Here is a 19,290-nt window from a genome sequence, read left to right as displayed (position 1 = left end):
TGACCGCAATGTACTAAGGATCGCGAATTAAATAACTTACAATTTTAATTGTTATTGTGGGATGGGCGTCCCGCCCGTCCTTTTTGGACGGGCGGGACGCCCATCCCACAAACTTGTGGAAGTTATTTAATTCTCATTCCTAACAAAGCCAAACTCAAGATTTTTTGCAGAAACCGGGTTTATGAGCGTAAATCATACCTAAATGACTTAAATTAACGCTCTGTAGGGTTTTTCGCGGAAAACGGCATTTATTGCACTCTTGCATTAGTATGCACTAAGGCATATAGCTAAAATAATGCACCTGTATGCAAAAAGCTGGTTTTTAGGCAAACTACATAAAAATGTCAAAATGTATATGTTGTAAAGCCTAGAGTCTGTATGGATGAAAAAAAGACTGTGGCTATTAGAGTAGAAATGCCGCCGGATCTGCGGAACCGATTTAAGTCGGCTGTTGCTAGGGACGGTAAAAATATGAGGGATGTTTTGCTGGAATTTATCAAGGAAATTGGGTCTAAAACCCTGTCCTTCTAGGACGGCTTTAATTTCTTAAATCCCTTCCTAAAAGTCAGGAAATTTCTAGTATAGTAGAGTAGTCAAGGTTAAACTCCTGCGCCATCGTGCATAAAAACAGTTAACGACACACTTTTAGGCGTAAACCGGGGGACAAAGAGCGGCGAAAACTCTATAAACAGCTAGGGGCTTAACGCAGTTCCTTTAACCAGAGAAACAAACTATTTAGTTTTGTTAAGTAGGGTAGGGCATACCCGAATTCTAGGTCAATATCCTAGTACGCTTTTGGAGATAGATCCTCTGGGGTGATTGCGAATCAGGCTCGTTAATTGGTAGGATTTCTACGGTTAAAAAGTTTGAGTATTGCCGAAAGGACGCAACACTTTAAGGTCAGTCGCTGAATTAAGAATCCCTGTCCTTTAGGTCAGGGAGTGTCAACACGTCAAATATCGCACTTGCCGCTAAGCAGCTACGCATCTAAAGAATACAGAGACGGGCAGGATGCCCGTCCCACAATAATTGTATAAAAATTGACTGTCAAATTAGATGCACAGCAGCTTGTGGGGAGTGTAGTGTGAGGAATAGTTTTCAGGTTTTAATTTGGAATTTTGAGTTTAAAGTGGGAAGAGTGGATAATTTTCCCTCTTCCTTCTTCCTTCTTCCCTTTAAAACACAGTGCCGTCACTTTCAATCTGAATTGGCGGCACTCCACCAGCCCTCAATTCGGCCGCAATTTTCCGCCCCGCCGCCCAAGTTCCTCCTTGCAAAATTTTCACCAGCGGCAATTGATCCGCACTCAAATGCAGCTTTTCTCGAATAGCTGCGGCAATTTTATCTAAAAGATTGACAGTGAGCGATCGCCATTCTACTATAACTTCCGAACCCGGCAAGTAACTCTGCTCAAAAATAGCCGAATCTTTTGCCTGCAGCAGCCCGATATCCAAACACAAACCGCCGTTTCGGTACTCCGGCAATCCCGTTAACTCATCCAATCCGGCGACTTCTAAACCAAGTTCTTGGAGGGGTTCCAACAGCGAATAAGTTAACCACTGCGATAGTTTGTGAAACGGCACGAAATCATCTCCAAGATTTTCTCCTGTTAAAGCCCGATGCCGCCAAACATCGCCTAAATTAACGCCACCAATTGCATATCTTCCCGGCCAAATTTCCCCAAAACCTGTCAAAACAGCGCTCAATACGACCGCAGCCTTCACAGTTTTGACTCCAGAAACCCGACTGTCTAGCACGTATTTTGCCAAATTGCCGGGACGCGGGTTTTCGCTGCCAAATAATAATGGATGCTGGCAAATCGCATTTCCCAAACGCTGCAATAATTCTAATCTGCCTGTTAAACCAACTAGCGGATTGTCTCGACTTACCTGAAATCCTGCCGCTAAGGTTTCTAGTTTTAATTGAGAAAGTCCCCAATAATCAGCTTGCCAAGGAAAATCGGGATTGCTGGAAAAAACACCTTGACAAAACATCCGTAAGCTGGCTATTGCTAACCCTTCAGAACGGCGATAAACCTGTCCGGTTTCAGGTTCGCAATACTGCCAATCTGCACCAGCACCGGCATCGAGCAAAACGCTGACAATTGCTAAATCAAATTTGATCTTAGCTTGCTCTATGAGTGAAAATTCGGCTATTGCTGCATCCAATTCGGCGAGTCGCGGCAGGTTGCCGGCTTCAAAATGTCGCCAGCGACTGTGAAAGGGAATTTTAAAATCGGGATACTGTTGGCGCGTTGTGTCAATTACATAATTTGCTGCTTTGTCGAGTTGGGATAAATCGACGCGGAAGTAGCGGAGTTTGTCCAGGCGGGCTAAATCAAAAAGCCGATCGCACTTTTGGCGAATAGCAGCCGGCGTTCTCAGATATTCTACAGTCTCAAGTTCAATATTGTGCAACTTCATACCACCAAACACCGGTAAACATCGTTTTCTTTAAAAAAGTCAAACTGACTGTAATCTAAAAGATTATCTAAAATCGAATTTTTATCGAGTTTGATCAGCTTATATTCCCACTTCGAGCCACTGACTTCGCGTTTTATTTGATCGGAAACTATCACCGAATTTTTTTCTGTCCCCGGAGATACTATTTTACTTAAATCTTCCAGCCTGTCGGCTATGTTAATATCTTTTCCGTAAGTGCAAGACCTAAATATATATAAATTTCCCTTAGCAACTCCCACCGACAAGCCGCAAGGTATTTGATTGGCGTGAATAAAAAGTTTCCAATTCTCGCACAAACTTTCCATTGCCGCTAAGGCTGAGTGAGCTTCCGGGAAAGTCAACAAATGCGAATCCCCAACAATGCTCCGAATTGTACCGCCGTATTCTTCGCAAATTGTTTTTTCAAAATCATCAAAGTTAGTGAGCAAATATTCAACGTCTTTGATAGAATTAGATTCTTGATAAGCAATAAAACCTCTCAAATCTGCTTTAATTATTGCTTGATTTTTTATAATTCGCGTTTTGTAACTTTGGTCAACTTTGTAGACTTTTTCAGGTTCGCTCATCCCTTTCAAAGAAAACTCGTTGACAAAAGACGTTTGCACTTCTGCTTTGTTGAGCGCCAGCCATGCTGCTTGGGACAAATATATTTCATCCGGCGGAGTAACTGATTCTATGCGCGCTGTTAAATTCACCGTATCGCCAAAGATATCTTTATCTTGATGCAAGACATCTCCTAATGTAATCGACACGCGAATAGCCAATCGTTCGTCGTTCGCCTTGCTAGATTGTTGCGCTCTCAATTCTTGCTGCATTTCTAGGGCTGCTACAGCCGCTCCTGTGACGCTGGGAAAAATTATCCAAAATGAATCACCTTCCCCTTTAATCACGCTACCTTCATTTCTGGTGCTAATATCTGAAATAAAAGTTTTATGCTCGTTTAACAAACTACTTAAGTCCGACTGAGATAATTTTTTAACTCGGGCGGTATATCCGCAAATATCTGTTTTTACGATCACAGTAGAACGCAAATGAGGCATAACCTACCCTGACTGATCAAAAACCAGCAATAAATTTTATTTAGCAAAGACGCGATGGTTCGCACCCGATCGCTCGCGTCTTTGCCCTCTCAATCTCCTAAATCGCGTCCGATCGCTTCTGCAAGAATTGTAGCATCTGGCACAGTTTCTGGCGTATAGTAGCCGGCGGCTTTTTTGGCGACGATTTCGACTTGTGCGTCTGCGGGAATCCAATCTTCTGGAATGGGGATGCGATCGACCACCTGAATCCCAGAATTGATAATCGCATTGTATTTCATATCACTCATAGAAACTAAACTGTCAATTCGAGAGATACCCAACCAGTGCAGCACGTCTGGCATTAATTCTTGAAACCGCATATCTTGAACTCCCGCAACGCATTCAGTGCGCGTAAAATAGGCATCAGCTCGATCGCCGCCTTCCTGCCGTTTTCTGGCATTGTACACCAAAAACTTAGTGACTTCCCCCAAAGCTCTCCCTTCCTTGCGGAAGTAAACAATTACCCCAGAACCGCCGGATTGTGCCGTTTGGATGCAAATTTCAATCCCGTGTACCAAATAAGGGCGGCAAGTGCAGATATCCGAACTGAAGACATCAGAACCGTTGCATTCATCGTGTACCCGTACCGCCAACTGCTTGTCCGAGTCAGAAATATTGGCGACATCGCCAATGATATAAACCGTAGTTCCGCCAATTGGCGGCAAGAAAACGTGCAAGTCCGGCCGCGTCACTAAGTCCGAGAACATTCCGCCTGTTTCCTCGAACAGGACACGGCGAAGAACGCTTTCTTGTGCGCCGATCCGCCTAGCAATTCCCGGCAAATACCACACCGGGTCGATCGCAATTTTAGTGACTGCTAAATTGCCGCCTGCTTTGACTATTTTGCCATCAATTTGCACCCGCCCCTTAGCGATGGCATCTTGCAATTCCGGCATATTAATGTGAGCTTTAGTTACAGCAATTGTCGGTCGAATATCGTATCCCTGCTGGAAAAAAGAAGTATAAATTTCGCTAACCAAACCTCCAAAGGGATCGAGAGAAACAATCAAATTGCGATCGCCCCAACTCGGGTGTGGCCCGATGTGTGCCGCCGGAGAGGTGTTGGTAAAATCGGGGCGGTGATCCGCTGGGAGTGCGCCGTTGGCAACTGCTAGCGCTCGATAAACAGAGTAGGAACCCGAATGAGTGCCGATCGTATTCCGGTGAGACGATTTGCTGAGGCTGCCAATCACAGGCCCCCGTTTCAGGGGATCGATTTCTCCCCAGTAAATGGGATGAGGTTTTGTGCCGGATCTGTGGGGATGGGATGTTAAAACTATATGCTTGGGTTTTGACACAGTTGTTTTTAGCTATTGGTATGGACGCTGCTGTTGGTTGTAAGCCGAATCGCAATCTGAAACAGTGATTCATCATACCAACAGTACACACCGATCCGGGTTGAAACAATCGCGCTACACACACACAACCCTTTCTCGGCTTGGGTTTCAGGATAACAGGAGGTTTTCGTCGGATTTGATATAAGTCCAGAGTTAAATCTTGGACAGTATAGCCAACAGCAAAGACAGCACAACTGCCAAACACCAACTTTGAAGCTTTAACAAAAGCGAAAAAAAAAGATTTGAGATTCTGAGCCGCCGACGTGCAGTCAATCTCAAATCTCAAATCTCCCATCTCAAATCTCAAGTCGAATATTGTTGCTCAAAACGCCTTAATTTTCACATCTTGCACCATTCTCAAGAACAGGCAAGATGCCTGTTCCACAAGAAAATTCACTCTTTGTGGAACAGGCATCTTGCCTGTTCATAAAAAGCTTATTGAGAATGGTGCAACATCTCAGTTAATTCCGACTTTGAGGGTGACAGAATTCCATTAAAATTGCCTCGCCTTCGTTGCGCGAGTCCAATTCCTGCGCTGCCCGCTTGAGATAGTTTTCCGACAGCAAGCGGCTGGAAATTTTGTGCGGTATGAACCAGCGATGGCGCCACCGCAAACAAAGTGAATAACCCACCGCGTCGGGGAAAGAATAAGTGGACTGTCGCCGAATTTCCAAACCAGCAACTTCTCCAGCTTTACTCAGAGTTTTGGGACTGAATTGTATGATGTTGCGGGGAAAATAAGTGCTGTGCCAGCGCCAGCCGAGCTGCCGCGCCGATTCGCAATCAGCATTCGGTACAGCCACCCAAATATAACCGTTTGGTGCCAGCAACTGCCTCATGCAGTCGAGTGTTTCCACGGGCGAAGGTGTTGCCATCAAAACATGAGAACAGGTGATAACATCAAACTTTTCATCCGTACCATGTTGTGCGATATATTCTTCCAAAGTGCCTGTAAAAACATCGAGTCCGCTATCGCGGGCCGCCGCCGTAGCCGATACCCCAGGATCGACGCCTTTAACTTCAACTCCCAGCTTTTTTAAGACTTGAATAAAAGCACCGCCACCGCATCCCACGTCCAACAACCGCTTGCCTACAGGGATAGGAATGTGCCGATACTCGCCCAGCCGCCTTGCTTCTTCAACTACTCGTTCCTCATCCTCAACGGAAGTGGTGTAGCACAGATAATCTGGGGGATAATATGGAACCAATTCCTCCCATGTAGGTTGGGGATTGAGAAACCGTAAGCCGCAATCATCACAGCCGCCAACCGACCATTTCAGTGGTTCTTTAGGCACATCGGAAGTGCCAGCTTTGTTGAGGAAACGGATATTTTGTGAATTGCAAACAGGGCAATTTTTCAGTTGTAGCATGGTAGTTTTTCTAGGATTTTAACAATCTGTTACAAGATAGACCGATCGACTGGTGAAAAAATTAGGCTACAGGTAGTTTTACTTAATTGAGGGTTGGTTTCCCGAGCGAATTTTTAGCCTAATGGGATTTAGTAATTTATTATACAGCAGATTGCAGGTTTTTGAAGTACACTCGCTTATCGCAAGGGTCCCCATAGGGGCACGGGACTGCCGTGTCTAAAGCTGCACTTCATAAACCTGGGATACGCTGTAACTACTTCTTAGCATCACGACGAACTATTTTTCAGTGGGTTTATAATAATTGGTATAATTTTCAACCGAGATAAAAAAAAGATTTTAGATTTTCAGCAGCAACTGCGCTGTCAATCTAAAATCTTAAATTCAATACTTTTGCTCTCAACAGCTTAATCTCAGCTAGGAGGATGGCAAAACTCCATGAGAATTGCCTCGCCTTCGTTGCGCGAGTCCATTTCCTTTGTCTTCCGCTCGATCAGTTCGTCATTAAGAAGTGAGGTGGTAACTTTGTGCGGTATAAACCAGCGATATCGCCGCCACAAACAGATCGAATAAATCAGCGACCCTGGCAAAGAGTAGGTATAATTTCGCTGAACTACCAAACCCGCCTTTTCTCCGGCTAAACCCAAGGTTTTTGGAGTGTAATTGATCAAATTATAAGGATAATCGGTACTGTGCCAGCGCCAGCCCAGCTTGCGCGCGTATTCGCTATCAGAATTCGGTACAGCTATCCAAATGTAACCGTTTGGTGCCAGCAACTGCCTCATACAATCTAGTGTTTCAACGGGAAAAGGGGTTGCCCCCAAAGTGTGGGAACAAAGTATGACATCAAACTTTTCGCCAGTACCATTCTTAGCAATATATTCTTCTACAGTGCCTGTGAAAACATCGATACCGCATTCCCTGGCTGCTGCTGCTGCTGAGGCGCTAGGCTCAATTCCTGCCACCTCAACTCCTAGTTTTTTGAAGACTTGAAGAAAGGAACCTCCGCCGCATCCTACGTCTAACAACCGCTTGCCTACAGGGATGGGAATGTGTCGGTATTCATTGAGTTGTTTTGCTTCTTTTACTACATCTTCTTCATCAGAGACGTAAGTGTTATAGCACTGCCAGCCCGACGGGTAATAATCGTTCAATTCATCCCATGTAGGACGGGGATTCACGAATACTAAGCTGCAGTCTTCACATCGGTTAACTGGCCATTTGGGAGGAGCTTTCGGTTTGCGTGCAGTGCCTGCCATGTACTGAAAGCTGATATTCTTGGAACTGCAAACCGGGCAATTAGTGTATTCTTGCATGATTGGGTTTCTAAATTTGTACAGTTTTTAATGGCTGTAGATCAACCATAACTTTTGACGATTTGTTGGGCAGGTAGAGTGCACGCCTGTTGTGGTGTTCGCCAACTAGATTTATTTGGATTCTCAGTATTCTAGATGGTCGGCTTGTTTGCCTAAGATGACTTAAAAGTTAAGGATCTACTATTTGTCGTCTCAGGGTTATACTGAGAATGTAGCCTGGCGCACAAATGCAACCAATCGTCAATAGACGATGCTTTTTGGTCGCATTTTTTGGGGGCGCTGAAGTCTTAATCTAAAGATTAACTCATAAATTGAATGTTGCCAACTACATCTACTTATTTGCTAAAAAATGCTGGCGTGCCTGTGTCTCTCTCGGAGACGCAATCGATCGCACTTCACCCCAATCGGGCCTCCGTCAGACACACGGGCGAGGGTGTGTGTTTGGTGGATGTGGAAATTGCAGCGGGTGCAATCGCCCAAATTATCCCAGCAGGTACAAAACCTGTATCCTCCTGTGGAGATATCCCAGTTGTAGATTTGCAGGGCGGCTTAGTTTGGCCTTGTTTTGTGGATATGCACACCCATTTAGACAAAGGCCACATTTGGGAACGATCGCCCAATCCCGATGGAACTTTTGCCAGCGCGATCTCCGCAGTGCAGGCTGACGCTCAAAAAAACTGGAATGCAGACGATGTTTACCGGCGAATCGAGTTCGGACTAAAATGCAGCTACGCCCACGGAACCAAGGCTATCCGCACTCACATCGACAGCGCGGGCGAACAGGGAACCGTTAGTTTAGAAGTATTTGAAGCCCTGCAAGCCGAATGGGGCGATCGGCTGATCTTGCAAGCAGTTTCCCTGGTTTCCCTCGACTATTTTTTGACACCTGCCGGCGAAAAACTAGCCGATCGCATAGCCCAAATCGGCGGCATTCTCGGCGGCGTCGCCTATATCAACCCCGACTTAGACAAACAACTCGATCGAGTTTTTGCCTTAGCCAAAGAACGGAATTTAAACCTCGACTTCCACACCGACGAAAACGACGATCCAGATTCAGTAACACTGCAACAAGTAGCAAAAACCGCCATCCGCCATCAAATTTCCGGTCAAATCATCTGTGGCCACTGCTGTAGTTTAGCCGTACAACCGCCAGATTTAGTAACAGAAACCCTCGCATTAGTCAAGGCAGCAAATATTGGCATTGTCAGCTTGCCGATGTGCAACCTTTACCTGCAAGACCGACAATCTCAGGCTACGCCGCGCTGGCGGGGAGTGACCCTACTGCACGAACTCAAAGCAGCCGGAATTCGGGTTGCAGTTGCTAGCGACAATTGCCGCGATCCGTTTTACGGATTTGGCGATCACGACGTTTTGGAAGTCTTTAATATGGCAGTCCGCATCGCCCATTTAGATAGGCCTTGGGGGGATTGGCCCTGTGCAGTGACAAAGACTCCAGCCGATTTAATGGGATTGCCGAATTTAGGACAAATTGCAGTTGGTTTACCAGCAGATTTGATTTTGTTTAAGGCGCGGAATTTCAGCGAATTGTTATCTAGAGCGCAGAGCGATCGTACCGTTGTGCGGCAGGGTAGAGAAATTGATACAACTTTGCCTGATTACCGCGAACTAGACGACTTGTGACGAATTTAAATCTGACATCCTGCACCAATCTCAAGAACAGGCCCGAAAGCCTGTTCCACAAAAGATGAAGATTCTTTCAACTCGTTACCAGACTCTTCCTAGGAACCAGTTAAACACACACTATAGATTATCAACTAACCTCCCTTCTCTTTTCTTCCTTCGCGCACTTCGCGTCTTCGCGGTTCGTAAAAAAAAATATCTTTCAACAAGCATTTAGTCTTGCTATCTTGTCAATTTACCACTAACTTGATATAAATATAAAAGCTAATTCAATCGAGGATGTTTTAAGTGAAAGCAGTTATTTTATTGTCGGGAGGGCTGGATTCCTCAACTGTGTTGTATCAAGCCAAAGCCGACGGCTGTGAGTGTTACGCTATTTCATTTGACTACAAGCAAAGGCATCGGCGGGAGTTGGAATCAGCAAGGGCGATCGCACTGTCTGCCGGTGTTAAGGCGCATCAGATCGTAAACTTTGACTTGACACTGTGGGGCGGTTCGGCTTTGACGGATAATCAGATGGAATTGCCGATCGAGCGCACTCTCACAGAAATGTCTCAAAACATCCCCATTACCTACGTTCCAGCTAGAAATACAATCTTTCTCAGTTTTGCCCTCGCCTACGCCGAAACTCTAGAAGCTCAGCGAATTTACATCGGCGTCAACGCTTTAGATTATTCCGGCTATCCCGACTGTCGCCTCGATTATATCCAAGCCATGCAGGAAGTATTTCGGTTAGGAACAAAGCAGGGCAGGGAAGGAGAAGCTATTAATATTGTAACACCTTTGATCGAACTTAAAAAAACAGAAATTATTCAATTAGGCAACAAGTTAAGAGTGCCTTGGGAGCAAACTTGGTCTTGCTATGCAGGCGGCGAAACTGCGTGCGGCGTTTGCGATTCTTGTCGGTTGCGGCTAGCAGCTTTTGAGGAATTGGGTTTGCAAGATCCGGTGCCTTACCCTTAAACATGACTGACGCATCAAGAACGTATTTCTGTCATTGCTCACTAAAAGAGCGTTAGCTTTCGCGATCTCTTATGAAAGCAATCTCCGCATCTGACCTGTGTTTTCGCTATTAAAATCTACCAAGAGACTCGGATTTTAACAGACAAGATCTATTCCTGATCGGGTTGTTCATAAAAAATACGTAATTCAACTTGGTGAGATACCTGAGCGGGCTAATATCAAAAATTTGATTGTTGTCGAGCGACAGAAGTTCTAATTTGGTGAGAGAAGTGAGCGGGCTAATATCAAAAATTTGATTGTTGTGGAGTGCTAGTTGAGTAACGAGATTAGTGAGAGAAGCGAGCAGGCTGAGAAACGAATATTATTCAACGTATTCTTCCATCCACTTTGGTGATTTCATTCTTGATAAGCCGAGAAATTAGCAGAATTATTATTGGGATTAAATTGAGTTAAAGCGCAGATATTTAAGGATTAAAAAGCTGGAACATTTAAACTAATTATTGTGTAAAGATACAAAAAAAATTGACCCCCACTTTTTAATGTCATTAAAATTAGTAAAACGGTAGTCTGTCCAACCTAATTCTTGTTTACATTGCCGAAAGCCATATTCTACCCATGTTATTAATCCCTAAAGATTGCCCACAATTTTCTTAAGTTTGCCTTTGAGATTCGTTTTAACAAATGAAGTATAATTAGACGACATCGTTTCTGGATCGGTAGTTATCTCCCAATATGTTACCGCTCCTTTTTTACCATAAATTATTTATCTAATATATCTATTTTATGATTTTCCGTCGCTAAATACTCTCTCAAATTGGCACCATTTATTAGCTCTAACCCTTGGCTCATAAGGCAGACAAACTCCATGATTACTTCTAATTGATACAATGTAAAGTATAGCCTTTCGAGCGAAAGATGAGGTACTCATGGGCATAGGCCTCCGTGGCCTCCGTGGCCTCCGTGGCCTCCGTGGGCATAGGGCATACCTCACTTTTCTGAGAACCGCTATAGCTTGTATTTATCTAAAAATTTCAGAAACTGGCTACTTTCACCATATAAACTGTCAGCTAATACTATAGCGATCCTAAATCATTTGTGAATTTCTTACTCCCTCCCCGAACTCGCGGGGAGGGCTGGGGTGTGGTAAAAAATTTACGACTCCTGCAAGGATTGCTATAGATAAATCTGAAAACCGTAATCAATTAATTCTGTAATAATTTCCCCAGGCAAATATATCTTAGTTTTATTTTTATATTTATCTGAGGGTTTTAGTGTTCCTTTGGGTTTAAATACTTTAAAACTTAATGGAAAAGTTAGATTTTCATATATTACATACGCATTCACTGAAACTATTCCATTATCTACTTTACCTACACTTACCAAATATTGTCTAGCTACATAGTCAGTCTTTTTTCCTTTTTTTCTATCTCCTGTTTCATCTACGCTTATTAATTACCTTTCCCTTTAATTATTTGAGAATTTTCGTCTATTTTTTTCCTTCAGTTCAGTTACTGACAAAGGTGACTGGGCAATAAAATGATGCAATGACCGTGCAGATTTTATTGGCACTACTTTAGCTATTATTGGTAATAATTTCCTCTTTATTGGTGCAATTATTCCTAAATGTAAAGTAAATATTTTAAATATTTAAAACATTCATAACTTCTTACTACTTTGAATATATCTTTATACTTTGCACAATATTCATTGCTCGCTCTCGGTGTTGATTGTGCGTCTCTCGCCACATATTTGAGAACTTGTAACTATACATCCATTGCTCTGCCTCATTTGTAGCGTTTTTATCTTTTCATACATTTATTTTAACACTCGGAGAGTGACAGAAGAGGGATAAATCATTTTCTTCTATTTCTACTTTGAAAGGAGCCGTCGCCTTCACATCGGATGGTCTGATCGTTCAAAAGCCTGGCGCTCCAATCAAATATGATTATGAATATGCTGTGGCAAGACAATATGGTATTAATTTTGAACCATCTGTAGCTGCCATATCTTTTAATTCTGATAGGAGTTTTAAACAGGGTATCAATACTGTTTTTGGTTCTCAAGATTTCGACCTGTATAGAACCGATTTGAGCTATTTTTAGGCGGTAGCTAGTCCTTTGAGCATTAGCCTTGGGAAACACAGCTTGAGCTTGGCCTTGGAACGTTGGAGTGTCCGCTCAAAATTCTTGACTAAACTTTTACATCCCTCCACCCAAGCATTTGACCGTTCAATTACCCCGTCAGCCCGCAACGCCGGCACAAATCCAGATTGCCCTTTGGCCGCCTTTTGTGATTTCGATGGTTGAGCTGAAAGTTCAAATTGAATTTTCGTCATCATCTCTGGATAAACCGTCTCTAAAGCTTGAGTTAGTTTCTCAGGATGATAGCCATTATCCAACAAGATTGTGGAATGTCCGCAGGTCGTCCGGTTTAGATTTGAAGTAATCGATGTTGTGTGTGAGTATTTCAATTAACCCCTCGGGTCATCAGATACACTGGCTTTGGAGAGGGTGAGTAAATAAGGGGAAACCTAGTATTGGGGCAAATTTCGCCAAAAAAGCATTATTCGCTACAGTGTCCGCGAATTTTTTGCTGTGCTTAAAGCGCTTTGGGAAGTGCGCGTTACCCGTCCGAAACCGAATTTTTTGGGACTGTTTGAAGGAATTAAATAAAAGTTATGACTGCTCGGTTGAAGACTTTAGTCCTGAGAGCAAGGAATTTATTCCTCACTAAAAACTGGTTTTATTACAACTAACCGGACTTCATGTAAGTCCGGGAGTTGTAAGTAAGTTTTGATTTAAACAAAAGTCCCAACACAACTCACAAATCATAACTCCCCCGTTGCGGTAGCGCTCCATAACTTACTGGCGTTTGGAAAGCCCCGCCATCGACCAAGTTAAGCTGACCATCATTAAGCGGGCTAGAGCCTTCAAACGCTGTTCGGCGTTATTTTCAACCGCTTGAAACAGAGTTTCAGACTTAACATTTCTCGACAATTCGGCAGCGGTTTCTGCTGGTTTTTCCAACAGGGGTTGTTCAGAAGATGTCTTAAGGCTGACTTGTGGGTGCTGATTTTTTTCTTCGGTCATTTTCTGAGTCACCTCCTAGAGTTATTGCATACATCACTCTTCATACAAATGTAACTGATTTGTATCCGGGATGTGCCGAGTCAAGTTTTCCTTACCTGACATTCGCAGTTACCCACTGACTTAAAAGTTGGGAGTTCAGTTGTTAGCTATCTTAAATAGCACTTACTCAATTTCCATGAGAAACCCGGTTTATTCACAGATATGTCGTCGTCCATCATTTTTTTGTAATAAACGGGATTTCTGATCCCAAGTCCTGTTGAATCCAAAACTCCAGCCTTCAAAACTCACGCACTACTACCGATGAGGGATATCACTATCACTGAATTGTTATATTTACTTAACAGTAATATTTCCGAGATTCTGATATTGTTAAAGCTTAACAATTAATTTCGCTCGGATTGATCTCAATCTGAAAGCAAGCGTCGGGAAATTATTAAGAAACTGAAGGTGTAGAGCAGATGGCAATTTATCTTGATACTGCAATTGTAGCGGAAGCGGCACGGGCCAGCAAGTTCGGATGGATAGCGGGAATTACTACTAATCCGACACTTTTGGCAAAAAGCGAGTTATCTCCTGAGGTGACTCTTAAAAAACTGGCACAACTGATTCCTGGAGAAGTGTATTATCAGCTAATGGCATCGGATTTTGATGGCATGGTAGCAGAAGGAAAAGCTGCTTTTGAGTCGATCGGGCGGCAAACAGTTTTGAAAGTTCCAGCAACGGCGGCGGGTTTCCAAGCAGTAGCGCATTTGTCACCGTCGATTCCTTGCGCGGTGACAGCTATTTACAGCGCGTCCCAGGCCGTTGTTTCAGCAGAAGCGGGGGCCAAATATGCGATCGCCTACGTGAATCGCGCCACCAGATTGTTGGGAGACGGTTTTGCCTTAGTCCAAGATATGGCAGATGTCTTGAAAAAAACAAATACTGAAATTTTGGCAGCTAGCATTAAATCACCGTCCGAAGCGGTAAAAACTTTATTAGCTGGCGCCCATCATTTGACATTGCCTTTTGACGTTTTGCAGGCAATGGCTGTTCATGAATTATCGCAGCAAACTGTGGATGAATTTGCCAAAAACGGGCGGGGAATATGAGCCTGGCTATTTTGTCTGCTGGGGGTAACATTAGGGAATCTCCTTCCTTGTACTCTTAAATGTGAGGGCTTATGACTATTACTCCCGTCTCTGTAGACCCAGCAGGCAATCTGGGGGGGGGAAGTAGTCCCTCCATCTCAGCCGATGGGCGGTTTGTGGCGTTTTATTCTCGGGCCTCCAACCTCGTGCCGGGGGATACTAACAGTACCAGAGACATCTTCGTGCGGGACAGGCTCACCAATACCATCACCCGCGTGTCAGTAGATTCAGCAGGCAATCAGGAGAACGGTACTAGCTTCTTCTACGCCCCCTCCATCTCAGCCGACGGGCGGTTTGTGGCGTTTGATTCTAATGCCTCCAGCCTCGTGCCGGGGGATACTAACAATAACACCGACATTTTCGTGCGGGACAGGCTCACCAATACCACCACCCGCGTGTCAGTAGATTCAGCAGGCAATCAGGGGAACGCTGAGTCCGAGGGCCCCTCCATCTCAGCCGACGGGCGGTTTGTGGCGTTTCAATCTCATGCCTCCAACATAGTGCCGGGGGATACTAACCTTAGGCCAGACATCTTCGTGCGGGACAGGCTCACCAATACCACCACCGGCGTGTCAGTAGATTCAGCAGGCAATCCGGCGAACAATGGCGCCTACAACCCCTCCATCTCAGCCGACGGGCGGTTTGTGGCGTTTGAATCTCGTGCCTCCAACATAGTGCCGGGGGATACTAACAGGAGAGACGACATCTTCGTGCGGGACACGCTCACCAATACCACCACCCGCGTCTCTGTAGACTCAGCAGGCAATCCGGCGTACATGGCCTCCTACAACGCCTCCATCTCAGCCGACGGGCGGTTTGTGGCGTTTAGTTCTTATGCCTCCAACATAGTGCCGGGGGATACTAACAGTACCAGAGACATCTTCGTGCGGGACACGCTCACCAATACCACCACCCGCGTGTCAGTAGATTCAGCAGGCAATCAGAGGAACAGTGGCTCCTACAGCCCCTCCATCTCAGCCGACGGGCGGTTTGTGGCGTTTTATTCTGATGCCTCCAACAAAGTGCCGGACTATACTAACAGTGGCCGAGACATCTTCGTGCGGGACACGCTCACCAATACCACCACCCTCGTGTCATTAGACTCAGCAGGCAATCCGGGGAACAGTTACTCCGATAGCCCCTCCATCTCAGCCGACGGGCGGTTTGTAGCTTTTGATTCAAAATCCTCCAACTTCGTGCCGGGGGATACTAACAATGACTACGACATTTTTGTTGTTGACACCAGCAGCACTCCAAACGTCATCAACGGCACTCCCGGCAACGACAACCAGACTGGCACCAGTGGCAACGATATCATCAACGGTTTGGAAGGCGATGACGTGCTGACCGGTTTGCGGGGTAATGATGTCTTAAATGGCGGCGACGGCAACGATATCCTCTATGGCGGCAAAGGTTCTGACACTCTCAACGGCGGTTTGGGCAACGATACCCTTGTCGGCGGTTTGGGCAATGATGTATTTGTTTTAGGTGCGGGGTTGGGAGTTGATACAATCTCTGATTTCGGCAACGGTCAAGATACCATTCAATTAATCAATGGCTTGACTTTCGGACAGCTATCTATTTACCCTGGAATTAACGGCACATTAATTAGACTAGCCGGCAGCGGTGAAGTTTTAGCTTCTTTGACAGGTATTGTTCCCAATCTCATCGGCTCTGAAGATTTCATCTCGGGCTAGAGATGGTAAACTGCTTGTTAAATCACTTTTACTAAGGATCGCGAATTAAATAACTTACAATTTTAATTGTTATTGTGGGATGGGCGTCCCGCCCGTCCAAAATGGACGGGCGGGACGCCCATCTCACAAACTTGTGGAAGTTATTTAATTCTCATTCCTAAGGGGAAGGGAAGATTGTGATTAAACTTCGCAAACAATCCCTCGCATTAGTAGGCACATTTATTGCAGTTTTGCAACCAGCATTTACGGCGAATTCACAAGAAAGCAACAGCGAATTCAGCAAACTTCAATCCTTATTAGAAGCAAAAAAATGGTACGAAGGAGTCGGGATGGGATTTCTCGATCGCCTCCACTCTTCAATCAAAAATCTAAAATCGATTGTAGGGCGGGCAAAACCAAGACTTCCACGTCCGAGTCGGGATGGGATTTCTCCCTCGCCTCGACTCTTCAATCTCAAATCTCAAATCTCAAATCTCAAATCGCCAGACTTCCACGTCGAAGTCGGGAGGGGATTTCTCGATCGCCTCGACTCTTCAATCAAAAATCAAAAATCAAAAATCAAAAATCGATTGATGACTAATAATTACGGCATTCGCCAAATCTTAATGGTGCGATCGGGACTGCAGCTTACAAAAGTCTTGCTATCTCTGGAAATAGCAACAGAAGTCACAAACTGACTGTGACCAGAAAGAATGCTTCTTTCTTTTCCCGTCTTCAAATCCCAAACTATAATATCTCCGCCCCCGCTGATCAAAGTGCGGTTGTCCGGGCTAAAGGCGATCGTCCTCACCCAGCTCGAATGGCCTTTAAAAGTGCGGGTGCGCTTCCCGTCTTGCACGTTCGACAAACGGATCGTATTGTCCGTGCTAGCACTAGCCACACTTTGCCCGTTCGGGCTAAAAGCCACAGCATTAACCGCGCCCCCGTGACCTGTGATAATTCTTCTGACTTCTCCGGTGGCGAGATTCCACAAACGCAGAGTCTTGTCCTCGCTGCCGCTAGCGAGAGTTTTACCGTCCCCGCTCAATGCGATCGCGTTTACTCGTCCGGCGTGGCCGCTCAAAGTCCGCAACCTGCCGCCGGTGTTAGCATTCCACAAGCGAACAGTTTTGTCATCGCTGCCGCTAGCGAGAGTTTTACCGTCCTTGCTAAAAGCGATGGCGTTGACGGCGGCTGTGTGAGCGGGAATCGTCCGTATCCGTCGCCCCGTCTTCAAATCCCAGATAATCACATTATTGTCGTCGCCCCCGCTGGCCAAAATCGAGCTGTCCGGACTCACCGCCACCGCATTGACCGATTTTTTAGAATGCACCGAATTGAGAGTCCGCACCAGGCCTCCCGTCCTCAGATTCCAAATTCTAATCGTCCCAAAGCTTGCGCTGACCAAAGTTTGACCGTTAGGCGACAGGGCGATGGCATTTACACTCCCGAGATTATCCAAACTTCTTTGCAAAAACTGACTGCTAGGTAAACTAGAAAGCAGCCACACCGGGTTGGCCGGGAACACTCCGTAACGCAGCGAACCGTAAATTTGAGAAGCGCCAATACCCAGCATCAAAACAGCCGTGCCGGCCAGCAGCTTATTTTTCCACTCAAAAACCTTTTGGAGAGGCTTCTTCAATTCCGTATTCAGAGGTCTGAGGCGGTTTAGAGAAGTCTGCTGCGTCGCCCCAGATGCCCCGGAAGTTCCGCGAAGTTTAGTTTGCCCCGTCGTCGGCAGCTGAGTCGGCAACTGACTATCCCCGTCGTCGAGATTAATTTCCTCCAAGCACTGCAAAACCATCTGCGGACTTTGAGGTCGATTTCCCGGAAAAGGCGCCATCAGGTAATCGATCACATTAGCCAGGGGGTCGGAAACCTGAGGAGCTCCTTTGCGCCACATTAATCTGCCCGTGCGCGGGTTCTCTGGAAACGCAGTCGGCGGCTTCCCAGTCAGCAAATAAACAAACGTGCGCCCCAGAGCAAAAAAATCCGACTGCGGAACAGCCTTGCCATTAGTTTGTTCCGGTGGCGTGTAGCCGGGGGAAACAATACCAGTCACATTTTGCCCCTGCCCCACCTTAGCGAAATAAGTCGCCGACACTTCCCGAGCAGTCCCGAAGTCAATCAGCACTAACTGCCCGTTCGGCTTGCACATAATATTTTGCGGCTTGATATCCCGATGGAAATAGTTGAGGCGGTGAACTTGGTCTAAAATTTCCGACAGTTGTTTGAGCCAGTTCAGAGCTTGTTCTTGACTGATTGGGCGGCCCCGATTTTTCAGCCAGTCTTGCAAATTTGCCCCAGCAATTTTCTCCATCACCAGACAGTGAAAAACCTCTGTGCTGTTAGCTGGCGTAAATATAAAATAACCGTCGCGATCGACTTTTGGAATACCTGGATGTCTTAGCCTGACCAATACGTCGGCTTCTTGCTTAAAAAGTTCTACAGCTTTGGGATGTTCTTTGAGCAGGACTTTGAGCACTCTTTGGGCGCCCTTGTCGTCCACTTCAAATGTTCTGCCAAAGCCGCCGCCTCCGAGAGGCGCGACTAGCCGATATCGACCTTGCAACAATAGTTCAGACCCGCAGTGGATACAGGCGGATTTGCCAGAGTTGGCTGGATCGGAGGGATTCGGGCATTTGGGATTGAGGCAATAACTCACAGAAGCCACATAACCCTGATTGAGGTTGCTCTATCAAGTTTTACTTTGACACTGCTATACAAAACTTGGCTAAGCTTATTTAAGCTTCGCCATTCAACTAGAAATATTTTCTAGAGGGTCTGATTCCTGCTTCTGCCAAGAGAGTCGGCTCTTACTTGTCCACAGGCGTAAATTCGGGTGGAGCAGCACCCTATTTTTCCAGTCTGTACAATTACTTATTATTGTGGAAGCTTTTAGCCATTGTTTAACCATTATTTTCAACCAATTTAACGAATCGTGGTATCCCGTTCGACCTTTTTATAGGCTGGTCAGTTTTAAATCGACCGTCGTTTCCTCTTCAGCAAAAATTTTTGCTGCAGATTTTCGGCATTATTCTGAGAATCTTGCACAAAAATGCGCATCTGTCAATATGCTGACCTTGACATCCACCCCAACCTGAAGGTACGGGGATTCCCAAACCTCACGATTTGAATTTCTGCTTCGGGGCAACTGCCTCCACCCTAAAAGAGATTTGGTCTTATGTTCGCTCCACAGACTAACCCCGCAAGCCCTGCGGTTTTTACGT

15 protein-coding genes and 2 pseudogenes are annotated in these 19,290 nt (G+C 45.5%); 6 read left to right on the top strand and 11 right to left on the bottom strand.

What is annotated here, in order from left to right; all coding sequences use genetic code 11:
- The first annotated feature begins 378 nt into the window (after positions 1-378).
- Positions 379-531: a hypothetical protein gene (locus tag ACUVJL_RS26520; protein WP_445248568.1), complete on the top strand. Its 153-nt coding sequence runs from the start codon at positions 379-381 to the stop codon at positions 529-531.
- A 644-nt stretch (positions 532-1,175) separates the two neighbouring features.
- On the opposite strand, the gene ACUVJL_RS26515 is transcribed toward ACUVJL_RS26520, so the two are convergent.
- The 5 genes from ACUVJL_RS26515 to ACUVJL_RS26495 form a co-directional block, all read right to left on the bottom strand.
- Positions 1,176-2,423: a URC4/urg3 family protein gene (locus ACUVJL_RS26515; protein ID WP_445248567.1), complete on the bottom strand. Its 1,248-nt coding sequence runs from the start codon at positions 2,421-2,423 to the stop codon at positions 1,176-1,178.
- Entirely contained in the window at positions 2,420-3,502 is a 1,083-nt protein-coding gene (locus ACUVJL_RS26510) for an adenylate/guanylate cyclase domain-containing protein (protein ID WP_445248566.1), read from the bottom strand. The genes ACUVJL_RS26515 and ACUVJL_RS26510 overlap by 4 nt, the downstream gene beginning before the upstream one ends.
- 89 nt (positions 3,503-3,591) lie before the next feature.
- Positions 3,592-4,839 carry a GTP cyclohydrolase II gene (locus ACUVJL_RS26505; protein WP_445248565.1) on the bottom strand — a complete coding sequence of 416 codons (1,248 nt, stop codon included), beginning with the start codon at positions 4,837-4,839 and terminating at the stop codon, positions 3,592-3,594.
- A gap of 500 nt (positions 4,840-5,339) precedes the next feature.
- Positions 5,340-6,248, bottom strand: a complete 909-nt coding sequence (locus tag ACUVJL_RS26500) for a class I SAM-dependent methyltransferase (RefSeq protein ID WP_445248564.1) — start codon at positions 6,246-6,248, stop codon at positions 5,340-5,342.
- A 410-nt stretch (positions 6,249-6,658) separates the two neighbouring features.
- Positions 6,659-7,561 carry a class I SAM-dependent methyltransferase gene (locus ACUVJL_RS26495; RefSeq protein ID WP_445248563.1) on the bottom strand — a complete coding sequence of 301 codons (903 nt, stop codon included), beginning with the start codon at positions 7,559-7,561 and terminating at the stop codon, positions 6,659-6,661.
- Between the two features lie 315 nt (positions 7,562-7,876).
- On the opposite strand from ACUVJL_RS26495, the gene ACUVJL_RS26490 reads away from it, so the two are divergent.
- Both ACUVJL_RS26490 and queC read left to right on the top strand, forming a co-directional pair.
- Positions 7,877-9,202: a cytosine deaminase gene (locus ACUVJL_RS26490; RefSeq protein WP_445248562.1), complete on the top strand. Its 1,326-nt coding sequence runs from the start codon at positions 7,877-7,879 to the stop codon at positions 9,200-9,202.
- A 288-nt stretch (positions 9,203-9,490) separates the two neighbouring features.
- The gene (gene queC / locus ACUVJL_RS26485; protein WP_445248561.1) at positions 9,491-10,165 is read left to right on the top strand and encodes a 7-cyano-7-deazaguanine synthase QueC; all 675 of its coding nucleotides are present in this window, start codon (positions 9,491-9,493) and stop codon (positions 10,163-10,165) included.
- Positions 10,166-10,274: 109 nt separating this feature from the next.
- Here queC and ACUVJL_RS26480 read toward each other — a convergent pair whose 3' ends face one another.
- The 5 genes and pseudogenes from ACUVJL_RS26480 to ACUVJL_RS26460 all read right to left on the bottom strand — a co-directional run bounded on the left by ACUVJL_RS26480 (position 10,275) and on the right by ACUVJL_RS26460 (position 13,254).
- Complete coding sequence (locus tag ACUVJL_RS26480) at positions 10,275-10,511, bottom strand: hypothetical protein (protein ID WP_445248569.1); 237 nt, start codon at positions 10,509-10,511, stop codon at positions 10,275-10,277.
- Positions 10,499-11,057, bottom strand: a pseudogene (locus ACUVJL_RS26475) (IS701 family transposase); the annotation flags it as partial. The pseudogene ACUVJL_RS26475 and the gene ACUVJL_RS26480, both read right to left, overlap by 13 nt.
- 290 nt (positions 11,058-11,347) lie before the next feature.
- Positions 11,348-11,910: pseudogene (locus ACUVJL_RS26470) on the bottom strand (transposase); the annotation flags it as partial.
- A 353-nt stretch (positions 11,911-12,263) separates the two neighbouring features.
- The gene (locus tag ACUVJL_RS26465) at positions 12,264-12,635 is read right to left on the bottom strand and encodes a hypothetical protein (protein ID WP_445248560.1); all 372 of its coding nucleotides are present in this window, start codon (positions 12,633-12,635) and stop codon (positions 12,264-12,266) included.
- Positions 12,636-13,026: 391 nt separating this feature from the next.
- Positions 13,027-13,254 carry a hypothetical protein gene (locus tag ACUVJL_RS26460; protein ID WP_445248559.1) on the bottom strand — a complete coding sequence of 76 codons (228 nt, stop codon included), beginning with the start codon at positions 13,252-13,254 and terminating at the stop codon, positions 13,027-13,029.
- A gap of 458 nt (positions 13,255-13,712) precedes the next feature.
- On the opposite strand from ACUVJL_RS26460, the gene ACUVJL_RS26455 reads away from it, so the two are divergent.
- The 3 genes from ACUVJL_RS26455 (at position 13,713) to ACUVJL_RS26445 (ending at position 16,758) form a co-directional block, all read left to right on the top strand.
- Positions 13,713-14,345, top strand: coding sequence for a transaldolase family protein (locus ACUVJL_RS26455; protein ID WP_445248558.1), 633 nt, complete (start codon positions 13,713-13,715; stop codon positions 14,343-14,345).
- A gap of 71 nt (positions 14,346-14,416) precedes the next feature.
- The gene (locus ACUVJL_RS26450; protein WP_445248557.1) at positions 14,417-16,081 is read left to right on the top strand and encodes a calcium-binding protein; all 1,665 of its coding nucleotides are present in this window, start codon (positions 14,417-14,419) and stop codon (positions 16,079-16,081) included.
- Positions 16,082-16,257: 176 nt separating this feature from the next.
- A complete protein-coding gene (locus ACUVJL_RS26445; RefSeq protein ID WP_445248556.1) occupies positions 16,258-16,758 on the top strand; it encodes a hypothetical protein in 501 nt (166 codons plus the stop codon).
- On the opposite strand, the gene ACUVJL_RS26440 is transcribed toward ACUVJL_RS26445, so the two are convergent.
- On the bottom strand, positions 16,665-18,734 hold the full coding sequence (locus tag ACUVJL_RS26440; RefSeq protein ID WP_445248555.1) for a protein kinase domain-containing protein: 2,070 nt from the start codon (positions 18,732-18,734) through the stop codon (positions 16,665-16,667). The genes ACUVJL_RS26445 and ACUVJL_RS26440 overlap by 94 nt on opposite strands.
- Between the last annotated feature and the right edge of the window lie 556 nt (positions 18,735-19,290).

The sequence above is a fragment of the Microcoleus sp. OTE_8_concoct_300 genome (assembly GCF_031383065.1).
Classification (GTDB): domain Bacteria; phylum Cyanobacteriota; class Cyanobacteriia; order Cyanobacteriales; family Microcoleaceae; genus Microcoleus.
This window is presented reverse-complemented; position numbering and strand designations above follow the sequence as displayed.